21 protein-coding genes are annotated in these 24903 nt (G+C 73.0%); 8 read left to right on the top strand and 13 right to left on the bottom strand.

Translation table 11 applies throughout. The annotated features are described in order from the left end of the window. Positions 1–4: 4 nt before the first annotated feature. The 3 genes from AOM07_RS03965 to AOM07_RS03975 form a co-directional block, all read right to left on the bottom strand. Positions 5–910, bottom strand: a complete 906-nt coding sequence (locus AOM07_RS03965; RefSeq protein WP_062311510.1) for a carbohydrate kinase family protein — start codon at positions 908–910, stop codon at positions 5–7. Continuing rightward, on the bottom strand, positions 903–1934 hold the full coding sequence (locus tag AOM07_RS03970) for a LacI family DNA-binding transcriptional regulator (protein WP_174441908.1): 1032 nt from the start codon (positions 1932–1934) through the stop codon (positions 903–905). The genes AOM07_RS03965 and AOM07_RS03970 overlap by 8 nt, the downstream gene beginning before the upstream one ends. 69 nt (positions 1935–2003) lie before the next feature. Then, positions 2004–3662, bottom strand: coding sequence for a glycoside hydrolase family 13 protein (locus AOM07_RS03975; protein WP_062311512.1), 1659 nt, complete (start codon positions 3660–3662; stop codon positions 2004–2006). Between the two features lie 203 nt (positions 3663–3865). On the opposite strand from AOM07_RS03975, the gene AOM07_RS03980 reads away from it, so the two are divergent. Both AOM07_RS03980 and AOM07_RS03985 read left to right on the top strand, forming a co-directional pair. Continuing rightward, on the top strand, positions 3866–4588 hold the full coding sequence (locus AOM07_RS03980; RefSeq protein ID WP_082227170.1) for a GTP cyclohydrolase II: 723 nt from the start codon (positions 3866–3868) through the stop codon (positions 4586–4588). A 75-nt stretch (positions 4589–4663) separates the two neighbouring features. Continuing rightward, positions 4664–5698 carry a T6SS phospholipase effector Tle1-like catalytic domain-containing protein gene (locus tag AOM07_RS03985; RefSeq protein WP_062311513.1) on the top strand — a complete coding sequence of 345 codons (1035 nt, stop codon included), beginning with the start codon at positions 4664–4666 and terminating at the stop codon, positions 5696–5698. A 7-nt stretch (positions 5699–5705) separates the two neighbouring features. On the opposite strand, the gene AOM07_RS03990 is transcribed toward AOM07_RS03985, so the two are convergent. After that, positions 5706–7133, bottom strand: a complete 1428-nt coding sequence (locus AOM07_RS03990) for a basic amino acid/polyamine antiporter (RefSeq protein WP_062311514.1) — start codon at positions 7131–7133, stop codon at positions 5706–5708. Positions 7134–7336: 203 nt separating this feature from the next. On the opposite strand from AOM07_RS03990, the gene AOM07_RS03995 reads away from it, so the two are divergent. The 5 genes from AOM07_RS03995 to AOM07_RS04015 all read left to right on the top strand — a co-directional run bounded on the left by AOM07_RS03995 (position 7337) and on the right by AOM07_RS04015 (position 13393). After that, positions 7337–8848 (top strand): M28 family metallopeptidase, encoded by a 1512-nt coding sequence (locus AOM07_RS03995; protein ID WP_062311515.1) that lies wholly within the window; start codon positions 7337–7339, stop codon positions 8846–8848. Between the two features lie 225 nt (positions 8849–9073). Continuing rightward, positions 9074–9736 carry a GntR family transcriptional regulator gene (locus AOM07_RS04000; protein WP_062298841.1) on the top strand — a complete coding sequence of 221 codons (663 nt, stop codon included), beginning with the start codon at positions 9074–9076 and terminating at the stop codon, positions 9734–9736. Beyond that, entirely contained in the window at positions 9733–11265 is a 1533-nt protein-coding gene (locus tag AOM07_RS04005) for an MmgE/PrpD family protein (RefSeq protein WP_062311516.1), read from the top strand. The genes AOM07_RS04000 and AOM07_RS04005 overlap by 4 nt, the downstream gene beginning before the upstream one ends. An 8-nt stretch (positions 11266–11273) precedes the next feature. Beyond that, a complete protein-coding gene (gene prpB / locus AOM07_RS04010; RefSeq protein WP_062311517.1) occupies positions 11274–12176 on the top strand; it encodes a methylisocitrate lyase in 903 nt (300 codons plus the stop codon). A 41-nt stretch (positions 12177–12217) separates the two neighbouring features. After that, positions 12218–13393 carry a bifunctional 2-methylcitrate synthase/citrate synthase gene (locus AOM07_RS04015; RefSeq protein ID WP_062311518.1) on the top strand — a complete coding sequence of 392 codons (1176 nt, stop codon included), beginning with the start codon at positions 12218–12220 and terminating at the stop codon, positions 13391–13393. 51 nt (positions 13394–13444) lie between these two features. Here AOM07_RS04015 and AOM07_RS04020 read toward each other — a convergent pair whose 3' ends face one another. Further along, positions 13445–14371: an NADP-dependent oxidoreductase gene (locus tag AOM07_RS04020; RefSeq protein WP_156171785.1), complete on the bottom strand. Its 927-nt coding sequence runs from the start codon at positions 14369–14371 to the stop codon at positions 13445–13447. A 32-nt stretch (positions 14372–14403) separates the two neighbouring features. Then, positions 14404–17058: a UvrD-helicase domain-containing protein gene (locus AOM07_RS04025; RefSeq protein WP_062311520.1), complete on the bottom strand. Its 2655-nt coding sequence runs from the start codon at positions 17056–17058 to the stop codon at positions 14404–14406. A 176-nt stretch (positions 17059–17234) separates the two neighbouring features. Here AOM07_RS04025 and AOM07_RS04030 point away from each other — a divergent pair, with 176 nt between their 5' ends. After that, positions 17235–17864 carry an MBL fold metallo-hydrolase gene (locus AOM07_RS04030; protein WP_062311521.1) on the top strand — a complete coding sequence of 210 codons (630 nt, stop codon included), beginning with the start codon at positions 17235–17237 and terminating at the stop codon, positions 17862–17864. Between the two features lie 57 nt (positions 17865–17921). Here the strand turns inward: AOM07_RS04030 and AOM07_RS04035 are convergent, their stop codons facing one another. From AOM07_RS04035 to AOM07_RS04065, 7 genes are all read right to left on the bottom strand, one after another. Next, on the bottom strand, positions 17922–18704 hold the full coding sequence (locus tag AOM07_RS04035) for an ATP-binding cassette domain-containing protein (protein WP_062311522.1): 783 nt from the start codon (positions 18702–18704) through the stop codon (positions 17922–17924). A 5-nt stretch (positions 18705–18709) separates the two neighbouring features. Next, on the bottom strand, positions 18710–19822 hold the full coding sequence (locus AOM07_RS04040) for an ABC transporter permease (RefSeq protein WP_082101675.1): 1113 nt from the start codon (positions 19820–19822) through the stop codon (positions 18710–18712). Positions 19823–19842: 20 nt separating this feature from the next. After that, on the bottom strand, positions 19843–20856 hold the full coding sequence (locus tag AOM07_RS04045) for a sugar ABC transporter substrate-binding protein (RefSeq protein ID WP_062311524.1): 1014 nt from the start codon (positions 20854–20856) through the stop codon (positions 19843–19845). A gap of 113 nt (positions 20857–20969) precedes the next feature. Then, the gene (locus tag AOM07_RS04050) at positions 20970–21902 is read right to left on the bottom strand and encodes an NAD(P)H-dependent oxidoreductase (protein ID WP_172657709.1); all 933 of its coding nucleotides are present in this window, start codon (positions 21900–21902) and stop codon (positions 20970–20972) included. 5 nt (positions 21903–21907) lie between these two features. Beyond that, positions 21908–22861 (bottom strand): ketopantoate reductase family protein, encoded by a 954-nt coding sequence (locus AOM07_RS04055; RefSeq protein WP_062311526.1) that lies wholly within the window; start codon positions 22859–22861, stop codon positions 21908–21910. Beyond that, positions 22858–23826 carry a GlcG/HbpS family heme-binding protein gene (locus AOM07_RS04060; protein ID WP_062311527.1) on the bottom strand — a complete coding sequence of 323 codons (969 nt, stop codon included), beginning with the start codon at positions 23824–23826 and terminating at the stop codon, positions 22858–22860. Before AOM07_RS04060 ends, AOM07_RS04055 begins: the two co-directional genes overlap by 4 nt. A 40-nt stretch (positions 23827–23866) precedes the next feature. After that, positions 23867–24625, bottom strand: coding sequence for an SDR family NAD(P)-dependent oxidoreductase (locus AOM07_RS04065; protein WP_174441909.1), 759 nt, complete (start codon positions 24623–24625; stop codon positions 23867–23869). Between the last annotated feature and the right edge of the window lie 278 nt (positions 24626–24903).

Genomic DNA, 24903 nt, shown 5'->3' on the forward strand with positions numbered 1-24903 from the left:
CCGGCTACCGCGCGGGGCGCGGGGCGTCGAGCAGCGGCGACAGCTGGCGGCTCGTGATCGCGCGGACGGCCTGCGCGGATCCCGCCTCGAGCGCCTCCCACAGCGCGTCGCCCGTGAGCGCCGCCGCGCCGCCCACGCGCAGCGCGTGCGACATCACGCCCGCGGCGAAGGCGTCGCCCGCGCCGTTGGGGTCGACCACGTCGACCTGGGGCGCCTCGACCCGCGCGAACGAGCCGTCGGGCCCGACCGCGATCGCGCCGCGCGCGCCCAGCGTGCAGACCGCGAGCGTCTTGCCGTCCGCCACGAGCCCGCGGAGGTAGGTCGACGGCGCCTGGATCCGGTCGCCGTTCATCAGCACCACGTCCGCCGCCTCGAGGAACGGCCGGTGGAAGGCCTCCTCGCCGTCGTAGTCGTGGAGGTCGACCCACACCTCGTGCGCGAGCGCCGTCACCTCCGGGATGAGGCGGCGCGAAAGGTCGGCGAGGTCGAGGAACACCGCGCGCACCTGGCCGAGCGCCTCGCGCGCGGTGGCGCGGGCGCGCCGCAGCTCCTCGTCGGGGAGCTCGCCGGCGGCCTGGAGGTAGATGGAGACCCGCTCGCCGCGCGCGGACATGAGGTTGAGGTGGCGCTCGGTCGGGCCGTCGGTCCGCGCGGCCCGCACGTCGACGCCGCAGCCCCGCAGCGCGTCCATGAGGCCTTGGCCCGTCGCATCGTCCCCTTGCGTGGTGAGGAGCAGCGTGCCGACTCCGCGGTCGACGAGGTGGAGGGCCTTGCCGGCGGAGGTGCCGCCGAGCGCGGTGGTCGAGGAGCGCGCGAAGACCGTGTGCGGCTCGGGGCGCGGGAGCTCGTCGAGCAGGACGATCTGGTTCTCGCTCGTGGGCCCGACCACGAGCACGTCGAGGTCAGTCATGGCGCCCGGGCGCGACGGCGGTCGAGCGCCGCACCGTGAGGTCGTAGGGCAGCTCGCGCGCGGTGTGCTCGTGCGGGCCCTGCGGGCGCAGCTCGGCGAGCAGCAGCTCCGCGGCGAGGCGGCCCTGCTCGACCGGCCGCTGGTCCACGGTGGTGAGCCCGAAGAACGTGCCCAGCTCGTGGCCGTCGATGCCGATCACCGACAGGTCCTCCGGCACGCGCAGGCCCAGGGAGCGGGCCGCGAGGATCGCGCCGATGGCCATCTCGTCCGACGCGGCGAAGATGGCGGTGGGACGGCGGCGGGGGTCGCCGAGGATCTGCAGCGCGGCCTGGTGGCCGCCCTCGATGGTGAAGTCGCCGTCGAGGCGCAGCGCCGGGTCGAGCTCGATGCCGGCGGCGGTGAGCGCGTCCTCGTAGCCCTCGCGCCGGCGGGCCGGCAGGTGGAAGTCGAGGTTGAAGCCCTCGGAGCCGCCGATGAACGCGATGCGGCGGTGGCCCAGCGACGTGAGGTGGGAGGTGGCCAGGTTCGCCACGGCCCGGTCGTCGAGGCTGAGCGTGGTGACGCCGCGCAGCGGGCCGCCGAGGCCGACCATCGGCTTGCCCAGGTCGTGGATCCGGTCGAGCTCCTCGTCGGTGAGCTCGAGAGAGACCGCGATGAACGCGTCGACGCGCTTGCGACCGAGGAACTCGGAGAACAGCCGGCGGCGGCGCTCGGGATGCCGGTCGGTGTCCTCGAGGTGGTAGAGCGTGAGGTCGTAGCCCGCGTCGGCGAGCGCGCGGTGCGCGCCCTTGAGGACGCTCGCGTAGTACCAGCTGCCCAGGTACGGCATGACGATGCCGACGTTCCGGGTGCGGCCCGAGGCGAGGGACGATGCGTTGGCGGACGCGACGTAGCCGAGCGACCGGGCGGCCTCCTCGACCTTGAGCCGGGTGGCCTCGGAGACGGTGGACTTGCCTGCGAGCGCGCGCGACACGGTCGCGGTGGACACGCCGGCCAGCTCGGCGACCCGTTGGATCGTCGCCACCATCGGCTCCTTCCGTCCGTGTCGGCCGCCCCGGTTCCCGGGGCGGCCGACCGCAATCCTGCGGGAATCCTACTCGGGCACGCGCACCCAGATCGTCGCGTCCGCGGGCAGCATGCCGTCCTCGAGCGCGTGCGACGCGACCAGCACCTCGCCCTCGACCGGGAACGGGTCGCCGCTGACGTTGGCGACGACGTGGACGTCGCCGACGCGGTGGGCGAGCACGCCCGCGGGGGTCTCGTCCCACGTCACGCCGCCGGTGCCGGTGCCGAGGCCGAGCTCGCGGCGCAGGCGCAGCGCGGTGCGGTACATCTCGAGGGTCGAGCCCTCGGTGCCGAGCTGGGCGTCGCGCGCGAGCACTCCGTACACCTCGGGCTGGGGGAGCCACGCGTCGCCGCTCGGGGAGAAGCCGTAGGCCGGCGCATCGGCCTCCCACGGCAGCGGCACGCGACAGCCGTCGCGGCCGTAGCGCTCGCCCTCGGTGCGGTGCCACGTCGGGTCCTGGCGCGCGTGGCCGGGGATGTCGACGGCCTCGGGCAGGCCGAGCTCCTCGCCCTGGTAGAGGTACGCGCCGCCGGGCAGCGACAGCATGAGCAGCGAGGCGGCACGGGCGCGGCGGATGCCCTCGTCGATGTCGGGCAGGCCCGGGGACTCGGGGCCGACGCCGTGGCCCTGCGGGGTGTCCTCGCCGAGCGACAGGCGGGTGGCGTGGCGGATCATGTCGTGGTTCGACAGCACCCAGGTCGACGGGGCGCCGACCGCGGCGAAGGTCGCGATCGAGTCGTCGACGACCTTGCGCAGCGCGTCCGCGTCCCAGCCGGTCTCCATGTAGCCGAAGTTGAAGGTCTGGTGCATCTCGTCGGGACGCACCCAGTTGGCCATGAAGTCGAGCGGGTAGACCCAGGCCTCGGCCGCGAGGATGCGGTCGCCCTCGTACTCGTCGACGATGCGGCGCCACCGGCGCCACACCTCGTGGACGCCGTCCTGGGCCCAGTACGGCGACTGGGTCGCGGCGCCGCCGCCCATCGACGCCTCGTCGTCCGCCTGGACGAAGTCGGGCAGCCCGTCCGCCTTGATGAGGCCGTGCGCCACGTCGACGCGGAAGCCGTCGACGCCGCGGTCGAGCCAGAAGCGCAGGACGTCGTCGAACTCGGCCCGCACCTCCTCGAGCTCCCAGTTGAAGTCGGGCTGCGACGAGTCGAAGATGTGCAGGTACCACTGGCCGGGCGTGCCGTCGGCCTCGGTCACGCGGGTCCACATGGGGCCGCCGAAGACCGACTCCCAGTTGTTGGGGGGCAGCTCGCCGTTCTCACCCTTGCCGTCGCGGAACATGTAGCGCGCGCGCTCGGGGGAGCCGGGCGCCGCCGCGAGCGCCGCCTGGAACCACGGGTGGTCGGAGCTCGAGTGGTTGGGGACGATGTCCGCGATCACGCGCAGGCCCAGCTCGTGGGCGCGCGCCACCATCGCGTCGAAGTCGTCGAGCGTGCCGAACAGCGGGTCGACGTCGCGGAAGTCCGACACGTCGTAGCCTGCGTCGCGCTGCGGGGAGCGGTAGAACGGCGACAGCCAGATCGCGTCGACGCCGAGGTCCGCGAGCGAGCCGAGGCGCTCCGTGATGCCGCGCAGGTCGCCCACGCCGGTGCCGCTCGAGTCCGCGAACGAGCGGGGGTAGATCTGGTAGATGACGGAGGACCGCCACCACTCCTGGTCGCGTGCGTCGGTGGGGGCCACGGTGTCCTCTCATTCGCTTCCGGCCCGGCTCTCGGGCACGAAGGAACCCGCGTGCGCGCCGTCGAGCCTCGCGGGGTCCCGCCCAATGTAAGCGGTTGCAGTCCCGGGGCGCAAACCGGCGCGCGGGGTGCCGGGAATCGCCCGCCGATGATGGTTGTTGCGTCATCCAACCGCGCGCGTGCGCGCCCGCCCGAGGAGGACCCATGACCGCGATCTGCCCGAGCCGCCGCGGTGCCGCGGCATCCGGCCGCCCCGCCGACGCATCGTCCGACCGTCCGCTGGACCCGCCCGCCGCCGAGCTCCGCACCGCCGTGACGGTGCCGCTGCGGTTCCCGGACGGCTATGCGACCACGGGGCGCGTCATGACCTTCGACGACCTCGTCGACGGGCGCGAGCACCTCGCGATCGGCCTCGGCGACTGGGAGGGGGCCCTGGCCCGCGCGGCGGCCGGGGGCGAGGCGCCGCTGGTGCGGCCGCACTCGGAGTGCCTCACCGGGGACGTGCTGGGCTCCGAGCGGTGCGACTGCGGACCGCAGCTGCGCGAGGCCGTCGAGCGGATCGCCGACGAGGGCGGGATCCTGCTGTACCTGCGCCAGGAGGGCCGCGGCATCGGGCTGTACGCGAAGCTCGACGCGTACGCGCTGCAGGACGCCGGGCTCGACACGTACGAGGCGAACGTCGCGCTCGGACACGGCGAGGACGAGCGCGACTACGCGCCTGCGGCCCAGATGCTCCGCGCCGTCGGCGTCGAGCGGATCCGGCTGCTGAGCAACAACCCGGACAAGGCGGCGCAGCTCGAGCTGCTCGGCGTCGACGTCGACGAGCGCGTCCCGACCGGCGTGCACGTCACCGCCGCGAACGCGCGCTACCTCGCCGCCAAGGTCGACCGCACCGACCACACGCTCGCGCTTCCCGATCGCGCCTGAGCCGCGCCCACCGTTTGACAGTTCCCCCTGGCAGGCGTGTGCTGGGACGAGGCGCGGTTTTCGGGGGGAGGCATCGTGGCCAAACGCATCGTGGTGCTGTGCGACGGCACCTGGAGCAAGCACGACCAGAAGAACCTGACCAACATCGCGAAGCTCGACGACGCGATCCCCAGGATCGGCGCGGACGGCGTCGCGCAGGAGGTCGGCTACGTCAAGGGCGTCGGTGTCGGCGGCGCGCGCCTCACCCAGCTGCTGGGCGGGGCCTTCGGCTGGGGCCTGTCGGCCAACGTCCGCGAGGGGTACCGGCACATCGTCGACCACTACGAGCCCGGGGACGACGTCTACCTGTTCGGCTACAGCCGCGGCGCGTACACGGCGCGCAGCCTCGCGGGCTTCATCCGCAACGCCGGCGTGCTCCGCCCCGAGCACCGCGACGAGGTCGACGCGGCCTACCGGCTGTACCGCGACTGGCGGACGTCGACCACGCCGTCGGGCGAGGAGGCGCGCAGGTTCCGCGAGGAGCACTCGTACCCCGACTTCGGCGTCCGGTTCATCGGAGTCTTCGACACGGTCGGCTCGCTGGGCATCCCCGGCCTCGACTGGAGCTGGGTCAAGAAGTTCAACGAGCGGTGGAGCTTCCACGACACCGACCTGTCCTCGACGGTGAGGTCCGCGTTCCAGGCGCTCGCGATCGACGAGCAGCGCAAGACGTTCACGCCGACGCTGTGGAAGGTCCGCCAGGCCGCGCCGGGCCAGGTGGTCGAGCAGGTGTGGTTCGCCGGCGGTCACGCGAACGTCGGGGGCGGCAGCCCGGATCCGGGGCTCTCCGACATCACCCTGCGCTGGATGGGGGCGAAGGCCGTGAGCCAGGGCCTCTCCGTGGATCTGGGCGAGCTGCCTGGGAACGAGCTCACGGGCACGATCGGCGTCGGACGCGTGGGCTTCTTCTTCACGCGCTGGCCGCCGTTCGACCGCGACATCCTGGTGAAGGCCCCGTGGGATCAGACGCTCGCGCGGTCGGCGCGCGCACGGTACGACGGGGACGAGCGCTACCGGCCCCCGAAGCTCGGGCCGGCGATCGACGGCGGGATCCCCGACACGGAGGTCTGAGGCACGCCTAGATGGTGAGCCATCCCGTGGCGAGCCCGACCGCCCCGACGACGGCCGCCACGAGCGACACCGCCAGGATGATCAGCTCGCGGGGGCTGAACCACCGGCGCCCCTGCTCGCGCCGCGTCATGATGAACAGGATCGACGCGGGCGCGTAGATGATCGAGGACACCAGCACGAACGTCAGCCCGGCCGCGAAGAGCAGGAACACCACGTACGCGGTGGCCAGCACCCCGAGCGCGAGCTCGCGCCGTCTCTCGCGCACCACGGGGTACCCGTCGCGCGTCGCGGCGATCTTGAGCAGGTAGCCGGCGGCGAAGAGGAACGGGATGAGCGACAGCGCGCTCGTGAGGTCGACCATGAAGTTCACGGCGTCCGCGGACACCAGCACCACGAGCACCATCGCCTGGGTGAGCCACGAGGTCGTGAGCAGCGCCGCGACGGGCACGTCGCGCGCGGACTGGCGCGCGAGGAAGCGGGGCATGTCGCCGTCCTTGGCCGCCACGAACAGCAGCTCCGCCGCGATCATCGTCCAGGCGAGGTACGCGCCCAGGATCGACACGATGAGCCCGACGCTCACGAACACCGAGCCCCAACCGCCGACGGCGGCCTCGAGCACGCCGGCCATCGACGGCTGGCGCAGCTCCGCCATCTCCGCGACGGGCATGATGCCGTACGACACCATGGTCACGGAGGCGAAGATCGCGAACACGCTGAGGTAGCCGAGCACGGTCGCGCGTCCCACGTCCCGGCGACGCTTCGCGTGCCGCGAGTAGACGCTCGCGCCCTCCACGCCGAGGAACACGAAGACCATCACCAGCATCGTGGCGCGCACCTGCTCGAACAACGGCGCGTCGCTCGGGCCCGACATGTTGTCGAGGAACACCTGCGGGTCGACGTAGAACAGCGCGATCGCGATGAAGACCAGGATCGGCACGAGCTTGGCGAAGGTGACGATGCGGTTGATGGCCGCGGCCTCCCGCACGCCCTGGCGCACGAGCACGTAGAAGCCCCACAGGCCCGCGCTCGACAGCGCGACCGCGAGGATGGTGTCGCCGTCGCCCAGCGCGGGGAAGAGCCCGCCGAGCGTCGACATGATGAGCACCCAGAAGGCGACGTTGCCCACGCACGTGGTCGCCCAGTACCCGAAGGCCGAGAAGAAGCCCAGGTACTCGCCGAAGCCGGCCTTCGCGTACGCGTAGATGCCCGCGTCGAGCTCGGGCTTGCGGTTGGACAGCGCCTGGAACATCAGCGCGAGCGTGAGCGTGCCCGCGCCCGCGATGGTCCACGCGATCAGCGCGCCGGTGACGCCGGTCGCCGCCGCGAAGCGCTGGGGGAGGGTGAACACCCCAGCGCCGACCATGGTGCCGACGACCATCGTCGTCATGGTGAGCAGCGAGAGCTTGACGGGTGCGCGCTCGGAGGTCTCCGCCATCCGCCCTCCTCCCGTCCCTCTCGAAACCTAGCAAGGCCAGGGACGATGCGCCGGGTGGAGTCGCGACGCGCGTTCCGTGCTTCGCCGGCGCCGGAATGTTGAACCTTTGCGCATGATTCATGCGAAACGCAAGAAATGTCCGACGCGGCCCGCGGACCTGCGCATAGGTTGCGAACGCGGCTGAGGTGAGAAATGGGGAGGAAATGCACAGAACGAAGCTGGTGAGCATGATCACCGTGGCCTTCGGCGCGACCATCCTGGCCGCGCCGGCCGCATCTGCGGGCCCGGAGTCGTGCGACAGCCGTGTCAACAACACCACCGCCAAGCTGCTCGAATGCGTGTCCGGCGACGGCACCTTCGCGCACCTCGAGGCGCTCCAGGCGATCGCCGACGCCAACGGCGGCACGCGGGCGTCGAGCACCCCGGGCTACGACGCCTCGGTCGACTACGTCGTCGACACGATGGAGGCGGCCGGCTACGTCGTCTCCGTCGAGCCGTTCACGTTCGACTACTTCGAGGAGCTGTCGCCGGCCTCCCTCGAGCAGGGCGCCGTCGCCTACGAGTACTTCGGCGAGCCCGGGTTCGCGACCATGGAGTACTCGGGGTCGGGCACGGCGATCGGTCTGCCCGAGGCGGTCGACGTCATGATCCCGCCGGGCGACGACGCCAACTCGTCGACCTCGGGCTGCGAGGCCGACGACTTCGCCACCTTCACGCCCGGGAGCATCGCCGTGATCCAGCGAGGCTCGTGCAGCTTCTACCTCAAGGCGGCGAACGCCGAGGCGGCGGGGGCCGTGGGCGTGGTGATCTTCAACGAGGGCCAGGACGGGCGCACCTCGAACTTCGCCGGCACGCTCGGCGGGCTCGGCGTGTCGATCCCTGTGGTCGGCGCCTCGTACGAGGTGGGGACGGCGCTCCTCGAGGACGGCGGCGAGATCACGCTCACCGTGGACGCCCTCACGGAGACGCGTGAGACCGCCAACGTGATCGCCGAGTCCACCACGGGCGACCCGTCGAACGTCGTGATGGCGGGCGCGCACCTCGACTCGGTGCCCGAGGGGCCCGGCATCAACGACAACGGCTCCGGCTCGGCCGCGATCCTCGAGGTCGCGGAGGCGATGGCGAAGGTCAAGACCAAGAACCAGCTGCGCTTCGCCTGGTGGGGCGCGGAGGAGTCCGGCCTGATCGGCTCGTACGAGTACGCGTACTCGCTCACCGACGAGGAGATCGAGGACATCGCGCTCTACCTCAACTTCGACATGGTGGGCTCGCCCAACTACATGTTCGGCATCTACGACGGCGACGGCTCGGAGTTCGGGCTCGAGGGTCCGGCCGGATCCGACGTGATCGAGGCCACCTTCGAGGAGTTCTACACGGAGGCGGGGCTGCCGTTCCAGGCGACCGAGTTCTCGGGACGCTCCGACTACGCGGGCTTCATCGACGTCGGCATCCCGGCGGGCGGCCTGTTCACGGGCGCCGAGGGCGTCAAGACCGCGGACGAGGCCGCGCTGTACGGCGGCGTCGCGGGCGAGTCGTACGACCCGTGCTACCACTCGGCGTGCGACACGATCGACAACCTCAGCATGGAGGCGCTCGACGTCAACACGGACGCGATCGCGTACGCGACGCTCCAGTTCGCCATGAGCACGGAGGCCGTCAACGGCGTTCCGGGCAAGGGCAACTTCAAGGCGAAGGGCCTGTTCGACGCGTCCTGACGCGGCCTGATCACAGGGGAGCGGCGCGGTCCTGCGGGGCCGCGCCGCTTCCCTGTGCGGGGCCCGCATCACCGTGTCACGCTCGGGCGCGCGGAGGGCGGCGGTCGAGAGAAGCGCGCGGCGATGCGCGGGGAGAGGGTCGATCTTTGTATACAGAAGTCTTGCTGAGGTGTTAGTTTCGGCCTGTTGGATGCTGAGATGTATGCACAGGCGCGAGGAGGCGGCGTGAGGACCAGCGAGCGTGTGTACGAGCTGCTCCGTGAGGAGATCCTCGACGGCACGCTCGCCCCGGGAGCGCCGCTCGCGGAGATCGAGCAGTCCGAGCGCCTCGGCGTGTCGCGCACGCCGCTGCGCGAGGCGCTGTCCCGGCTGCAGGGCGACGGGCTCGTCGCGGCGCGCGGCGGCCGCGGCCTCGTGGTGGCCGGCCTGTCGCTCGACGACGTGCACGAGCTGTTCGAGATCCGCGCCGCGCTCGAGGTCAAGGCCGCGAGCCTCGCCGCGCAGCGCCGCGACCCCGCGGTCTTCGAGGCGCTGCGCGAGGAGGTGAGGGCGGCGGGGGAGCGCCTCGGCGACGACGGTTCCCGAGCCGGGTTCTACGCCCTCGTCGCCCGCATGGACGCCGCGATCGACCGCGCCGCGGCGAACCCGTATCTGCTCGCGGCCCTCCGCGGGGTGCGAGCCCACGTGGCGCGCCTGCGTCGCCTGTCGAGCGACGACGCCGCGCGCCTGCGCGAGGCGACCCAGGAGCACCTCATGATCCTCGACGCGATCATCGAGGGCGCGCCCACCATGGCCGCGCACGCGACCGAGCTCCACCTGCACCGCAGCCTTGCCAGCATCCTGCGCACGATCGACCGCCAGCCCGTCCCCGAGGAGCACCGTCAGTGAAGACCCACTCCGTCCGCGCCCACACGTCCGCCGAGGCGCTGCCCCGCCGCGAGCAGCTCGCGTGGCGCATCGCCGAGGTCGCCATCGACCCCGTCGACGTGGCGCCCGACGTCGCCGACATGGTGGTCAACCGCGTGATCGACAACGCCGCGGTCGCGGTCGCCTCGTACTCCCGAGGCGCGCCGTCCGCGGCGCGGGCGCAGGCCCTGGCGCACGGCGCCTCGGCCGGCGGCGCGGGCGCCACGGTCTTCGGAGAGCCGCTCGCGACGCGCGTGAGCGCCGAGTGGGCGGCGTGGGCCAACGGCGTCGCGGTGCGCGAGCTCGACTACCACGACACGTTCCTCGCCGCGGAGTACTCGCACCCGGGCGACAACATCCCTCCCATCGTCGCGGTGGCGCAGCACGCCGCCGCGCGCGGCCTCACGGGCGCCGACCTGCTGCGCGGCATCGTCACGGGCTACGAGATCCAGATCGACCTGGTCAAGGCGATCAGCCTGCATCGGCACAAGATCGACCACGTCGCTCACCTGGGCCCCTCCGCCGCGGCCGGCATCGGCACGATGCTGGGGCTGGACGCGGAGACGATCTTCCAGGCGGTGGGCCAGGCACTGCACACGACCACCGCGACGCGCCAGTCGCGCAAGGGGGAGATCTCGTCGTGGAAGGCGCATGCCCCCGCGCTGGCCGGCAAGCTCGCCGTCGAGGCGGTCGACCGTGCGATGCGCGGCGAGACCTCGCCGACCCCGATCTACGAGGGTGAGGACGGCGTGATCGCGTGGATGCTCGGCGGCTTCGACGACGAGTACCTCGTGCCGCTGCCCGAGCCGGGCGAGCCGCGCCGCGCGATCCTCGACTCGTACACGAAGGAGCACTCGGCGGAGTACCAGTCGCAGGCGTGGATCGACCTCGCCCGCCGGCTCCACCGGGAGCACCCGGAGATCGCGGACCCGGACCGCGTCGCGCGCATCGTGCTCGCGACGTCGCACCACACGCATCACGTCATCGGCTCCGGGTCCGGCGACCCGGAGAAGTACGACCCCGCCGCGTCGCGCGAGACCCTCGACCATTCGCTGCCGTACATCTTCACCGTCGCGCTCCAGGACGGCGCCTTCGACCACCGCGGCTCGTACGAACCCGTGCGCGTCGCCCGCCCCGACACCGTCGCCCTGTGGCGCCGCATCGTCACCGCCGAGGACCCCGAATGGACGCGCCGCTACCACTCGAACGACCCGGCCGAGAAGGCGTTCGGCGGCTCGATCGCGGTGACGTTCACGGACGGCACGGTGTTCCGCGACAAGATCGCGGTCGCTGACGCCCACCCGCTGGGCGCGCGGCCGTTCGGACGCGCGGAGTACGTCCACAAGTTCCGCACGCTCGCGGGAGGCGTGCTCGACGAGGCGGAGATCGCGCGCTTCCTCGACGTCGCGCAGCGGCTTCCCGAGCTCTCCACCGCCGAGCTCGGCGAGCTCACCTTCACCGTCCCGGACCCGATCCGCGCGGCCGCCCCGGCGCCCGCGGGACTGCTGTAGGAGGCGCGATGCTCTACTCGACCCTGACCGCCGCCGCGAAGCGCGAGGCGTTCCGCGCCCGGCTCGCGAGCGGCGAGCTGCTCCGCATGCCCGGCGCCTTCAACCCGCTGTCGGCGCGGCTCATCGAGCGTCGCGGCTTCGACGGCGCGTACATCTCGGGTGCCGTCATCTCCGCGGACCTGGGGCTGCCGGACATCGGCCTCACCACGCTGACCGAGGTCGCCGGACGCGCGCGGCAGATCGCGCGCATGACGGACCTGCCCACGCTCGTCGACGCCGACACCGGCTTCGGCGAGCCGATGAACGTCGCGCGGACCGTCCAGGAGATGGAGGACGCGGGCGTCGCGGGCCTCCACATCGAGGACCAGGTCAACCCCAAGCGCTGCGGCCACCTCGACGGCAAGGAGGTCGTGGACCGCGACACCGCGCTCAAGCGGATCCGGGCCGCGGTCGACGGGCGGCGCGACCCGAACCTCCTCGTCATGGCGAGGACCGACATCCGCGGCGTCGAGGGGCTCGACGCCGCCGTCACGCGCGCCAAGGAGCTCGTGGACGCCGGCGCCGACGCGATCTTCCCGGAGGCGATGGCGACGCTCGACGAGTTCGAGGCGATGCGCGCGGCGGTCGACGTGCCGATCCTCGCCAACATGACGGAGTTCGGGAAGTCCGAGCTGTTCACGGTCGACCGGCTGCGCGACGTCGGGGTGAACGTGGTCATCTGGCCCGTGTCGCTCCTGCGTCTCGCGATGGGGGCCGCGCTGCGCGGCCTCGAGACGCTCGAGGCGGACGGCACGCTCGCGGCGCGCCTGGGCGACATGCAGCACCGCGCGGACCTCTACGACCTCCTCGACTACGAGGGCTACGCGCACTTCGACGAGGACGTCTTCACCTTCACCGTCGCGCGGGACTGATCCCGCGCGACCGCCACCTCGGCCATCACAAAGGAGTGATCATGAGCGACAGCACCGAGATCAGGAAGGGCCTGGTCGGCGTGATCGCGGACCGCACCGCGGTGTCCAAGGTCAACGCCGAGACCAACTCGCTGCTGTACCGGGGCTACCCGGTGCAGGAGCTCGCGACGATGTGCTCGTTCGAGGACGTGGTCTACCTGCTGTGGAACGGCGACCTGCCCACGCCGGAGGAGCGTGAGCGCGCGGCGGCGCTCGAGCACGCGAACCGCGAGCTGGGCGCGAGGCTCACAGGCGTCATCGAGCGGCTGCCCGACTCGACCCACCCCATGGACGTGGTCCGCACCGCGGTGAGCGTGATCGGCGGCGAGGACCCGACCGCCTGGAGCGACGACCCGGACGAGATCCGCGCGAAGGCGCTCCGGCTCATCGCGAAGATCCCCGCGGTCGTCGCGTACATCCAGCGTCACCGGCGCGGCCTGTCCGCGATCGCGCCGCGCGAGGACCTCGGCTACGCCGCGAACTTCCTGTGGATGACGTTCGGCGAGGAGCCCGACGAGGTGGTCCGCCAGGCCTTCGACGTGTCCATGACGCTCTACGCCGAGCACTCGTTCAACGCATCGACCTTCACCGCTCGCGTGGTGACCTCGACCCTGTCGGACTACTACAGCGCGATCGTCGCGGCGATCGGCGCGCTCAAGGGCCCGCTCCACGGCGGCGCCAACGAGGCCGTGATGCGGACGTTCGACGAGATCGGGTCCGCGGAGAACGTCGTGCCGTGGCTGGACGATGCGCTCGCCCACAAGCGCAAGATCATGGGCTTCGGCCACCGCGTCTACAAGCGCGGCGACTCGCGGGTGCCGACCATGAAGGCCGCGCTCGACACGCTCGTCGCGCACCACGGCCGTCCCGACATCGCCGCGCTCTACGACACGCTCGAGGGCGAGTTCGTGGCACGCAAGGGGATCTACCCGAATCTCGACTACCCCTCGGGCCCGGCGTACCACCTCATGGGCTTCGACACGGAGCTGTTCACGCCCCTGTTCGTGGCCTCGCGCATCGCCGGGTGGACCGCGCACATCCAGGAGCAGCTCGCCGACAACGCCCTCATCCGGCCGCTGTCCGTCTACGACGGCCCGGCGGAGCGGCACCTCGAGGGCTACGTCGCGGACGCCGCGCACGTCGAGGCGGCCAGGCGTCGGGAGGAGATGGCGGGGTAGCGGCCCGGGGCGCGAGGTCCGCGCGGATCGCCCGCGCCGCGGCCGGCCTCCTCAGGGTGCGACGACCACCTTGCCGTGGAGGTGGCGCGTGTCGAGCAGGGCGAAGGCCTCGCCGACGCGGTCGAGCGGGAAGACCTGCTGGACGGGAAGCACCAGGCTGCCGTCCGCGACCATGCGGGCGAGCCGGTCGAGCACGTCCGCCCGGCGCTCGTACCGTCCGGGGCTCCTCAGACCCAGCTCCGCGACGGCGGCACGGTCCGCGATCGCGCAGATCCGGTCCGGCGCGACCCCCAGTGCGAGCCCCGCGTCGACCGCCTCGCGGCCGAAGTTGTCCTGGACCGCCGTGATGCCCGCGGGGGCGACCTCACGCACCCGGTCGACGAGACCCGGGCCGTACTCGACGGGGATCACCCCGATGTCGCGTAGCCGCGCGTGATTGGCCGGGCCGGCCGTGCCGACGACGGCGGCGCCCGCCGCGATCGCGAGCTGGCAGTAGACGAACCCGACGGCTCCCGCGGCCGCGCTCACCAGCACCACGTCGTCGCGGCCCGGGTCGAGCACGCCCATCGCGGCGTTCGCGGTCTGCCCCGGCGTGGAGAGCGAGCCGGCGACTTCGAACGGCACACCGTCGGGCTTCCGTGCCACGTGCGCGGCCGGCACCTCGAGGTGCTCGCGCAGCGTCCCGGCGCCCCACCCGAGCACCGCGTCGCCGGGCACGAGGGCCGTGCCGTCCCAGCAGCGCGCCCCGGCGCCGACGGCGCGGACCACGCCGGCGAAGTCGCCGCCGAGCGACCGCGGAAACGGGGTGTCGAGGGGGACCAGTCCCGCACGGGCCTTCGAGTCGTACGGGTTGAGGCCCACCGCGCGGACGTCGACGACGACCTCGCCGGCGCCGGGCTCCGGCACAGGCGCCTCGGCCAGGCGCAGCACCTCCGGCCCGCCGGTCCGGTCGTAGAGCACCGCTCGTTGAGTCGTCACCCTCCGATCATGCAGGACGCCTGGTAGATGTGCTAGCGCGAGGTGCCGCCGGCGGGTTGCACCCGCGCCGTCTCGCGGCAGCGGGGGAACGTGCTGCAGCCGTAGAAGTCGCCGTGCCTGCCGGAGCGGCGCACGAGCGTGCCCTCGCCGCATCCCGCGCACACGCGCACCTCCTCGGCCTCGCCGCTCGTCCCTCGCACCTCGACGTCCGGGTCCTCGAGCAGCTCGAGCACGAACGGCGACTCGCGGCCGGCGACCGTGAACACCGTCACGGTCTGCCGCGCGCGGGTGAGCGCCACGTAGAACAGCCGGCGCTCCTCCGAGTGCCGGAAGCCGTCGCCCGCGGACATCGCGAGCGTGAGGACCGGGTCGTCGACGATGGAGCTGGGGAAGCCGTACCGGCCGGTGGTGACGTTCGGCAGGATCACGTGGTCCGCCTCGAGCCCCTTGGACCGATGCACGGTGCGGAACCGCACGTCGAGGCCGGGGAGCTGCACGGTGGGCACGAGCTTCCGATCGAAGCCGTACCGGCCGAGCACGTCGACCGTCCCGCGCGACTCCCGCGCGAGCCGCCGCAGGTGCGCCTCGATCGCCCCCGCGAGCGCATCGTGCCTCTCGACGCGGACGACGGCGACCGGCGCACCGCCCGGGCCGCGCGCCGCGCGCACCGTCTTGGTGATCTGCGCGGGGTTGCGGGACACGAAGCGGCTCGAGACGTCCGCGACGGTCTGCGAGGTGCGGAAGGTGGTCTGCAGGCGGCGGGTGAGCGCGGGCCCGAAGAACGCGGAGAAGCCCGTCATCACGGACAGGTCCGCGCCGGCGAAGCGGTTGACGGCCTGCCAGTCGTCGCCCACCGCGAGGAGGTGCGTGCCACGGCCCCGGAGCAGCGCCCTGGTGAGGCGGGCACGGGCGCGGCTGGTGTCCTGGAACTCGTCGACCATGACGAGGTCCCAGCGGGCGAGGCCCGGATCCCGCTCGACGAGCTCGGCGGCGCGCCGCAGCATGTCGTCGAAGTCCACGGCGTCGATCGCCGCGAGCTCCTCCTGCCAGCGCTCGTGGATGCGCCAGTACAGCTCGAGGAAGAGCCGCGTGCGCGGGGTGTCCAGGGCCGGCGTGCAGGCGAGCCGCTCCTCGAGCGCGGCCCGCGTGAGGGCGCCCGACCTCACGTGCGTCATGAAGGTGCGGACCAGGCGCGCGAGCCGCTCGTGCTCGAGCGGTTCCGCGCCGGGGATCGGCCGGTCCGGGTTCCAGTCGAGCGTGAGCCCGTGGCTCTCGAGGTCGCGCGCGAGCGCCTCGAACCCGGTGTGGTCGAGGATCGCGTGCCACTCGGTCTCGATCAGCGCGGTGCCGTGCGTGGCGTGGACGCGGCGCTTCCACGCCATCGCCTCGGCGTAGCCGCGGAACGGCGCCGTGCCGTCGGCGCGCAGCGCCCAGTGCTCGTGCCACACGTCGGCGTCGGGGTAGTAGAAGTCCGCGACGTACCGCCCGTGCGCGCGGTCCGCGACGTTGTGGGGGTACGGGTGCTCGTAGCGGTAGTCGACGCCGTTGAGGAACAGCCAGTCGGCCACCAGGCGCTCGCCCTCGCTGCGGACGGTCTCGCCGCGGTAGGTCCCGAAGCCGCTGACCCCGGTCGCGGGGTCGTAGCTGTCGTGGTCGCCGCCCTCGGGCGCTCCGGAGACCTTGCCGTAGAGCAGGCGGAAGAGGTCCCACCGGAAGCGGAAGCCGAGGTCGGAGTCGCGCAGCCGGTCGACGATCTCCTGGACCTTCTCGACGTCCGTGCCGGACTCGACCCACGGGGCGATCGCCGGCCGGCGCCCGGTCGCCTCGGCGATGAGCGACAGCCCGAACGAGTGGAAGGTGGCGGCGCGCAGGCCGTCGCGGGGCAGGCCGAGCGCGTCGAGCCGGGTGTCGACGCGCTCCTGCAGCTCCCGCGCGGCGTCGGCGTTGAAGGCGAGCATGAGGACGCGGTCGGGGGTCGTGAGCCCGCGGCGGAGCGCGTAGGCGGCGCGCGCCACCATCACCGAGGTCTTGCCCGAGCCCGCCGCGGCGATGACGCGGACGCGGTTGTCGTACGACACCACCGCGCGCGCCTGCTCCGCCGTCAGCGGCGACCGCTCGACCTCGGCGAAGAACTCGCGGCCGGCGATGAGCTCGCGGCGGAGGATCTCGTCGTTGGCGGCGCCCACCCGCGCGAGGTGGTCCTGCGCGAGGAACGCGAGGGCGCGCTGCTCCTCCGCGGACAGGGGGCGGGGGAGGTCCGCGCGCTCGGTGGGGCTCAGCAGCGCGAGGAGGTCGGCGTGGCGGGGGAGGCCCGCGAGGATCGCGGCCGCGTCGTCGTGGGCGATCCACCGCTGCTTGCGGACGCGGGTGGCGAGCAGCCGGTGGAAGACCTGCTCGCGGTGCGCGGCGAGCGCGAGGGCGTCGCGGAGCTTCCCGCGGGTGACGATGCGCGTGACGGCCGCGCGGATCTCGCGCGCGTCGCGCGGGTCGACACCGGTGAGGCGCCGGCGGGGCGCGTCGTCGGCCGGCTCCAGGACGAGGCAGGTCCCGTTCCACCGGCGCGCGACGCGCAGCCGGGCGGCGTCCGCGCCGACGAGCTCCTCGACGGTGCCGTCGACGGCCAGCGTGAGCCGGTCGCGCGCGTAGGTGAGGGCCCAGCCGCTGTTCCCTGACCACGTCCGAGGCATCCGCATATCCTGCCGCAGCCCGGGGACGTCGCGGTGCCACCGCATCGTCCGGCCGCCCGCCGCATCGTCCCGCCGCCGTGACGCCGCCCGCCCCGGCCGTACGGATGGGCACGGAGAGGCGCGGGCTAGACTCGCCAAGTGGAAGTCGTTTTCTGAGAATGAGACGAAGGGGTCCCATGAAGCTCACGCACCTCGGCCACGCTTGCTTCCTCGTGGAGACGGGCGCCGCGCGCCTGCTCATCGATCCCGGCGAGTACTCGAGCTTCGACGACGTCCGCGACCTCGACGCCGTCCTGGTCACCCATCAGCACGCGGACCACATCGACGTCGCGCGGCTCGGCACCCTTCTCGAGGCCAACCCGGACGCCGCCCTCGTCGTCGATCCCGACACGGCGCCCGCGGTCGCGGACCTGCCGCGCGCCGCCACCGTCGCGCGGCCCGGCGACCGGCTCGAGCTCGGCGGCGCGACCGTCGACGTCCTGGGCCGTCTGCACGCGAACGTGTATGCGGACGTGCCCGGCTGCACCAACGCCGCGTACCTCGTCGACGACGGCGCGTTCCTGCACCCCGGCGACTCGTGGACCGTGCCCGAGCGTCCGGTGGACGTGCTCGCGGTCGCGATCGACTCCCCGTGGCTCAAGCTCGCGGAGGCCGTCGACTACGTGCGCGAGGTGGGGCCGCGCGTCGCCATCCCCATGCACGAGGGCTCGGCCAAGGACCCGGCCAAGCTCGCGGGCATGCTCGCGGCCTTCAGTCCCGAGGGCGTGGTGCGGCGGCTTCCCCTGGGCGAGCCCGCCGAGCTCTGAGCCCGATCGGCACGATGCCGGCGGGAGAGGGCTCCCGCCGGCATCGCCTCCCTCAGCTCACGCGAACATCGAGTCGCGTGCGCCCGTGATCCACCCGACGAGGTGGTCGTTGTCGGTCTCCTGCGTGGCGACGTCCGCGACCTTCTGGCCGCGGTTGAGCACGACCATGCGGTCGCACACGGCGTTCGCCAGCGCGAGGTTGTGCGTCACCAGGACGATCGCGATGCCCTGGTCCGCCATGCGGCGCACCAGCGACTGCACCACCTGCGTCTGCTCGTAGCCGAGCGCGGCGGTGGGCTCGTCGAGCAGCAGCACGCCGTTCTGGTCGCCCGTCACGCGCGTCGCGCTGCGCGCGAGCGCCACCACCTGACGCTGGCCGCCGGAGAGCATCTCGACCGGCCGGGTCATCGCGGCGGTCCGCACCCCGAGCTTGTCGAGCTCGGCCTCCGAGCGCTTGCGCTGCGCCTTGTGGTCGACGAAGCCGAGCAGCCCGAAGATCCCCGGCCGCAGGATCTCGCGGCCGATGTTGAGGTTGGTCGCGATGTCGAGCGCGTCCACGAGCGCGAGGTCCTGGTAGACCATCTGGATGCCCGCGTGGGTGGCCGCGCTGGGGGAGTGCAGCTCCACCTCCTTGCCGTGCACCTTGAGGGTGCCGGCGGTGGGGCGGTGCGCGCCGGACATGATCTTCAGCAGGGTGGACTTGCCGGCGCCGTTGTCGCCGAGCAGCCCCACCACCTCGCCCTGGTGCACGCTGAAGTCGATCGAGTCGAGCGCGCGGACGAAGCCGTAGTGCATGTCGACGCCCGTGAGCTCGAGCGCCGGGGTGCTGGTGTCGTTCATGCTGCTCACCTCGTTCCCGTGTGGACGGATGCCTGCGCGGTGGCCATGAGGCGCTTCGACACGCTCATGCTGACCCACCGCTCGAGCGTGAGCGAGCCGATGAGCAGGACGCCGGTCACGCCCGTCGCCCAGTACGGCTGGATGCCCTTGATCGTGAGCCCGTTGGAGATGGTCGCGAGGACCAGCGCGCCGACGAGCACGCGCGGCAGGCTGCCCCGTCCGCCCGCGAGGGAGACGCCGGCGAGCGCGACGGCCGTCAGCGCCGTGAAGATGAGCGCCGGGCTCGCGCTCGGGCTCGCCTCCGTGACCACGGCGGTGGTGACCAGGCCGCCCAGGCCCGCGCACGTGCTGCTGATGACGAAGGCGAACACGCGGTAGCGGTCGCTGTGGATGCCCGAGCGGCGCACGGCCTCCGGGTTGCCGCCGACGGCCATGAGGCGGATGCCGTCGCGCGTCCTCGTGAGGAACACCGTGCCGACGATGAAGACCCCGGCGCAGATCCACACCGGCGCGGGTACGCCGAGGTAGCGCGTCGTGCCCATGAAGTCGAGCATCGACAGGCCCGGGAACGTGTAGCCGCCGGCGATGATCGCCGCGGCGCCCGACGTCACGGAGAGCATCGCGATGGTGACGATGATCGGGTTGAAGCCACGCAGCGAGATGAGCCCGTTCGCGAGGCCGACGAGCGCCGCCAGCACCATCCCGACGGTCAGCGCCAGCCAGACGGGGAGCCCGTTGACGAGCATCCAGCCGGACACGCAGCTCGACAGGGCCGCGACGCCCGGGATGGACAGGTCGAGGGCGCCGCAGATGATGCCGACGGCGACACCCGCGGCGAAGATCGCGCTGATCGCCGCCGCGTTCGCGATGAGCACCGCGTTGTTGAGCGTCGCGAAGTAGGGGTTGGCCCAGAACGCGAAGGCGAGGATCACGAGCGCCCACAGGACGAAGATGCCGCGATCGCGCACGAAGATGAGTCCGCGGACGCTCGCGCTGTCCTTCGCGACGCGGGAGGCGGGCGCGGGCTCGGGGGGAGGGGTGGGGGTGGACGATGCGGCGGCTCCCGGGTTCCCGCGAGTCGCCGCGCCGCCCGCCTCAGCAGGGCTGGTCATCGTCATGTCTTTCCGCCATGCGCCGTTCAGCCGGCCGCCGTGGTGACCGCGAGCGGGACCGTGAGCTCGGGCCCAACCATCTCGGGGTCGAGCTGCATCGCCGCGAGGGTGTCGAAGGACTGGACCATGTCCTGCTCGAACTGCAGCGCGGCGGTCGCGAACATCGTGCCGTCCTCGACGAGCGCCAGCACCTCGTCGTTGCCGCCGAAGTCGACGGCGCACGGGAGCTCCTTGCCGGCGGCCTTGAAGGCGCCGATCGCGCCGAGGATGCCCTCGTCGTTCGAGGAGGCGACGACATTGACGTCCGGGTTGCCCTGGAGGATGGTGCCGACGTCGGTCTGCGACGCGGCGCGCTCGACGGCCTCCCACTCCTGGACCACCTCGGCGTTCGGTGCGGTGGCGGCCAGCGCCTCCATGAACGCGGTGTCGATCTCCTCCTTGCCGGCGGTGCCGGCCGCGGACGCGCCGTAGATCACGGTGCCCTCGCCGCCCAGCTTCTCGTTGATGCACATGCCCGTCTGCTCGCCGAGCGCGGTGCCGGCCTCGACGTAGTCGATGGTGCCGAAGCTCACGCCCACCTGCGGGCCGTCGAAGCCGTAGTCGGCCGGCACGCCGTTGATGAGGACGGGCACGCCCAGCTCCTGCGCGGTGGTGAGGACCTCGGTCATCGACTCGGGAGCCACGGCGATGATCCACATCGCTCCGGCACGGCCGGACTCGATGACCTCCTTGGCCTGCTGGACCTGGGTGGACGGGTCGAAGGCCGGGTCCTGGACGATGACCTCCCAGCCCTGGCTCCCGCCGTAGCCCTGCACGCCGTCGGCGAGGCCCTGCATCGCAGGGATCTCGAGGCTGAGCGGGGAGAAGACGATGGTCTGCGGCAGGTCGGACGCGGGCGCCTCCGACTCCATGGCGCTCGAGGACTCCTCCGGCGAGGCGTCGTCACCGCTCTCGGTCGAGCTGCTGCAGGCGGTCATCACGACCAGGGTGGTGGCGGCGCCGACGGCGAGCGCCGAACGCTTGAGGGAACGACGGTTCATGCTCACGGGAATCTCCTTTGATGTCCGCGATCGGTGGTGGAACTGCCAACTTTCACTTTATGAAAGCAACTTTCGCCAGTGAGGCCCATGCTAGGGCTGCGGGTGCGGATTGTCTACAATCCTGGCCGTCGTGACGAAGATGTGACCTGGACGGGCGGCGTCACCGCCGTCGGACGGGTGACGGGTTGGTCCGCGTACGGCGCCGACCGCTCCGCGACGAGGGCCCGCTGCGCGGCGTGGGCCTCGGCGGTCTCGACGATCTCCTTGTAGTGCGCGTGCCGCTCCGCCATCGAGATGACGGACAGCGACAGGTCCGTCCACTCGACGCCGTCCTCGGCGAGGCGGCCCCGTGCCCCGCACGTCGCGCACTCCACGTCCCGGCCGCGCAGGACCACCACGTCGAGGTGGCACATCGGGCATGCGCCCGCGGGTCCGAGGTACTCCGCCTCGCCCAGCCCGCGGCCGAGCTGGCTCGCCACGTGGTGACCCAGCGTCCCGGCGCGCGTGATCGCCTCGGGGTCGAGCACCACGGACTTCGGCGTGCCCGCCCCCTCGACGACCATCTGGTCGACCACGGCGGTGCTCATCGAGAACGTCAGCGTGTGCATGACGGGCAGCGCGAGCGACTTCCACTGCGTCGTGAGCGCGCCGCCGCACGCGATGAAGCCCGCGACCCGGGGCCGCAGCACCCGCTCGTCGACGCGGAACGGCACCATGGGCTCGCCGCCGTTGCGGCGGACCTCGAGCAGGCCCTCGATGATCGCGGCGTCCGCGTTGGGGCCGAGCAGCCGGTCGCCGAGGACCTTGAGCCGTCCCGGCACCGTCCGGCTGATGATGGGCGCGCTGATGATCCACGCGTCGCACTCGATCAGCCGTTCCCAGAACCACTCGGCGTCGTCATCCCCGCCGTCGAGGCGCAGGTCGTCGAGGCGGACGAGCTCGGTGTCCGCCCCGTCCTCCTCGGCCGCGCGCAGCGCCTCGATCAGGAGGATCTCCGCGCTGCCGCCCGGGTTGCCGCACGACAGGCCCAGCACCCGCTTCGTCATGGTCATCATCCCCTTCCGTGGGCCGCCGTCGGCGCGCCCGTCCAGCTGCTCTCGAGGCCGTGCACCAGCGCGACCATCGCCGCGTGCCGCGGGGTCGCGACGCCCACCCGCGCGCCCTCGCGGGCGATCCCGCCGTTGAGCGCGTCGATCTCGGTCGCGCGTCGCGCGACCACGTCCTGGAGCATCGACGGCCGGTGGTCGAAGGCCTCCGCGACGGCCTCCTCGACCGCCTCGGCGGGATCGCGCAGCAGCGCGATCCCGGCGGCGTCGCACACCGCGAGCGCCTCGGCGATGAGCGCGTCGACCTGCGGGCGCAGCTCCGGGTCGGTGCACACCCGGCCGATGCTCAGGCCCGTGAGCGCGGCGATCGCGCTGGTCGCGGCGTTGAAGACGACCTTGGTCCACTGCGGGCCCCGCGCATCGTCCAGCGCGTGCGTGCGCAGGCCGCCGGCGGTGAGCAGGTCGGCGAGCCACCGCACCTGCGCGGCCGAGGCGGGGCTCGGCTCGAAGGGCCCGAGCCACGAGTCGCCCGGCGCGTCGTAGCGGACGGTGCCGGGCCCGGTGACGGCACCGGCGGTGACGATGCTGCCGCGGATCACGCGAGGCAGGACCGCGGCGATCTCCTCCTCGTTGCCCAGCCCGTTCTGGACGCTCGCGACGGCGGCCTCGCGCAGCGCGGGGGCGGCCGCCTCGACCGCGGCACGCGTGTGCAACGCCTTGGTCGCGACGATCCCGAGGTCGCACGGGGGCAGGCCCGCGGCGTCCGTGAGCGCATGCACGGGGGCGACGAAGTCCGCGAGGCCGGTCACGCGCAGCCCCTCCAGTGCGATCGCGGCGACGTGACCGTCCCACGGGTCCACGGCCCACACCTCGACGCCGGGCACGCGCGCGAGGTGGGCGGCGTACAGGCTGCCGATCGCGCCGCAGCCGAGGACCGCGACCCGCGTCCGGGCGGTCATTGCGCGACCTCCGCGGCGATCGCGGCGCAGGCGTCCGGGGCGGCGCCGCCGATCCCGATCCCGCCGACCACGCGGCCGTCCGCGAGGAGCGGGACGCCGCCCGGGACCGCGAGCACCGGCGTGGGGGCGAGCGTCGCCAGGGACGATGCGCCGGCGCCGAACAGGTCGGGGAGGGTGGCGCTCGGGGTCCCGAAGCGTGCCGCCGCCGCCGCGGTCGCCCGCGCGACGTCGACGCCGCCGGCCACCGCATCGTCCATCCGGTCCTCCCGGATCGGGTCGCCGCCGCGGTCGACGACCGCGACCGCGATCCGCACGCCGCGTGCGGCGGCGGACTCGAGCGCCGCGTCGCAGAGCGCCGTCGCCCAGTCGAGCTCGCGCTGCGCGCCCGCCGGAGGCGCGTCCCGCATGCCGAGCGCCGCCTCGCGTGCGACCTCGAGGTCCCCGAAGCGCTCCCGCCAGCGCGCGCGATCGTCGCCGTGCTGGCCCGCGTAGGGGGTTCCCATCGCGTAGGCGATGAGCAGGTCCTCGGGGTTGGCGGGCTCGCCGTCCGCGCTCACGGCCTCCGGGGCGACGCCCTCCGGCAGGAACGGGCTGACGGTCGCGCCGGACGCCGCGATCCCGGCGACGACGACCCCGTCGACCTCCACGGGCATGCCGCCCGCGCCGGGGAAGAGCGCCTCGGGGGAGGCGGCGACGAAGCCCGCGGCGATGGGCGCGGGCAGGGTGGTCATGCGGCGCAGGTGCTCGGCGCTGGGCACCTGCTGGGTCGCGGAGATCCAGGCCTTCGACCGCGCCCGCGCCATCCCGCCCGGCCCGCCGTGGTCGAGCCGCGCGGCGGTGACGAGCGCCCCGCTCGCGCCGACCACCGCGACGGCGCCCCGCAGCCCCAGCTGCTCCGCCTTGGCGACGGCGCGCTCCACCAAGGCGCGGGCCTGCGCGAGGGGGAGGTCGCGGGGATGGGGCACGTCGCTGTGTCCTTCCATCGGTGGGCGGTGCGGCTGGCGGTCACACGAGGGTGCGGCCGCCGTCGATGTAGAGGCATTGGCCCGTGATGAACCGGGCCCGCTCCGAGAGCAGGAACGTGACGGCGTCCGCGATCTCCTCCGGCACGCCGAGCCGACGCGCGGGGACCAGCGACTCGAGCTGCTCGCGGTGGCCGTCCCGGTCGAGGTAGGCGCGCGTGAGGTCCGTCTCGATGTAGCCGGGTCCCACCGCGTTGACGGTGATCCCGTGCGGCGCCCACTCGCGCGCCATCACGCGCATGAGCTGGTTGATGCCGCCCTTGGTGGCCGCGTACGGCGCGTGGTGCGCGTGCGCGAGCAGCGCGGAGACCGAGGACACGAAGACCATGCGGCCCGCGCCTTGCTCGACCATCCGGCGCCCGACCTCCTGCCCCAGCCACCAGGCGGTGGAGAGGTTGAGCGTGAGGATCGACTCCCAGTCCGCGTCGCCGAGCTCGAGCACGGGGCGGCGGTCGTTGCGTCCGACCGCGTGGACGAACGCCCGCGGCTCGCCGACCGCGGCGACCGCGTCCGCGACGACCGCGCGGCACGCCTCCGGCGTCGAGATGTCCGCGGTGAGGGGGACGATCCGGCCGCCCGCCTCCGTCGCCTTGGCCGCGAGCGCGTCGAGCGTCGACGCGTCCCGATCGACCACGGCGGTCCGCATGCCCGCGGCCGCGAGGCTCAGCGCGGTCGCGCCGCCGAGGCCGCCCGCTCCGACGACGAGGGCGCCCTTGCCCTCCAGGTCCAACCAGCCCGTCATGTGCCCACTCTTCCTTGAGTTCTCACATCGTGAAAGCAACTTTCAGAAACAGTAGGGCACGCCGGGCGCGCCTGTCCAGGTGGACGCGCCGGCGGTGCGGCAGGGTGGAATCGCCGCGCGACACGGGCTAGCATCCATGTGAAAGTCGCTTTCGCAATACGAAAGTCGCCCGGTCCGCCGGGAGCAGGCCCGCACAAAGGAGTGCCGACGTGACCGTTCAGCCATCGCACGCGACCACCGTGACAGGGGGCGTCCCGCGCCCGTCCGACGAGGCGGTG

This window comes from Demequina rhizosphaerae, from assembly GCF_000971255.1.
GTDB classification, from domain to species: Bacteria; Actinomycetota; Actinomycetes; order Actinomycetales; family Demequinaceae; genus Demequina; species Demequina rhizosphaerae.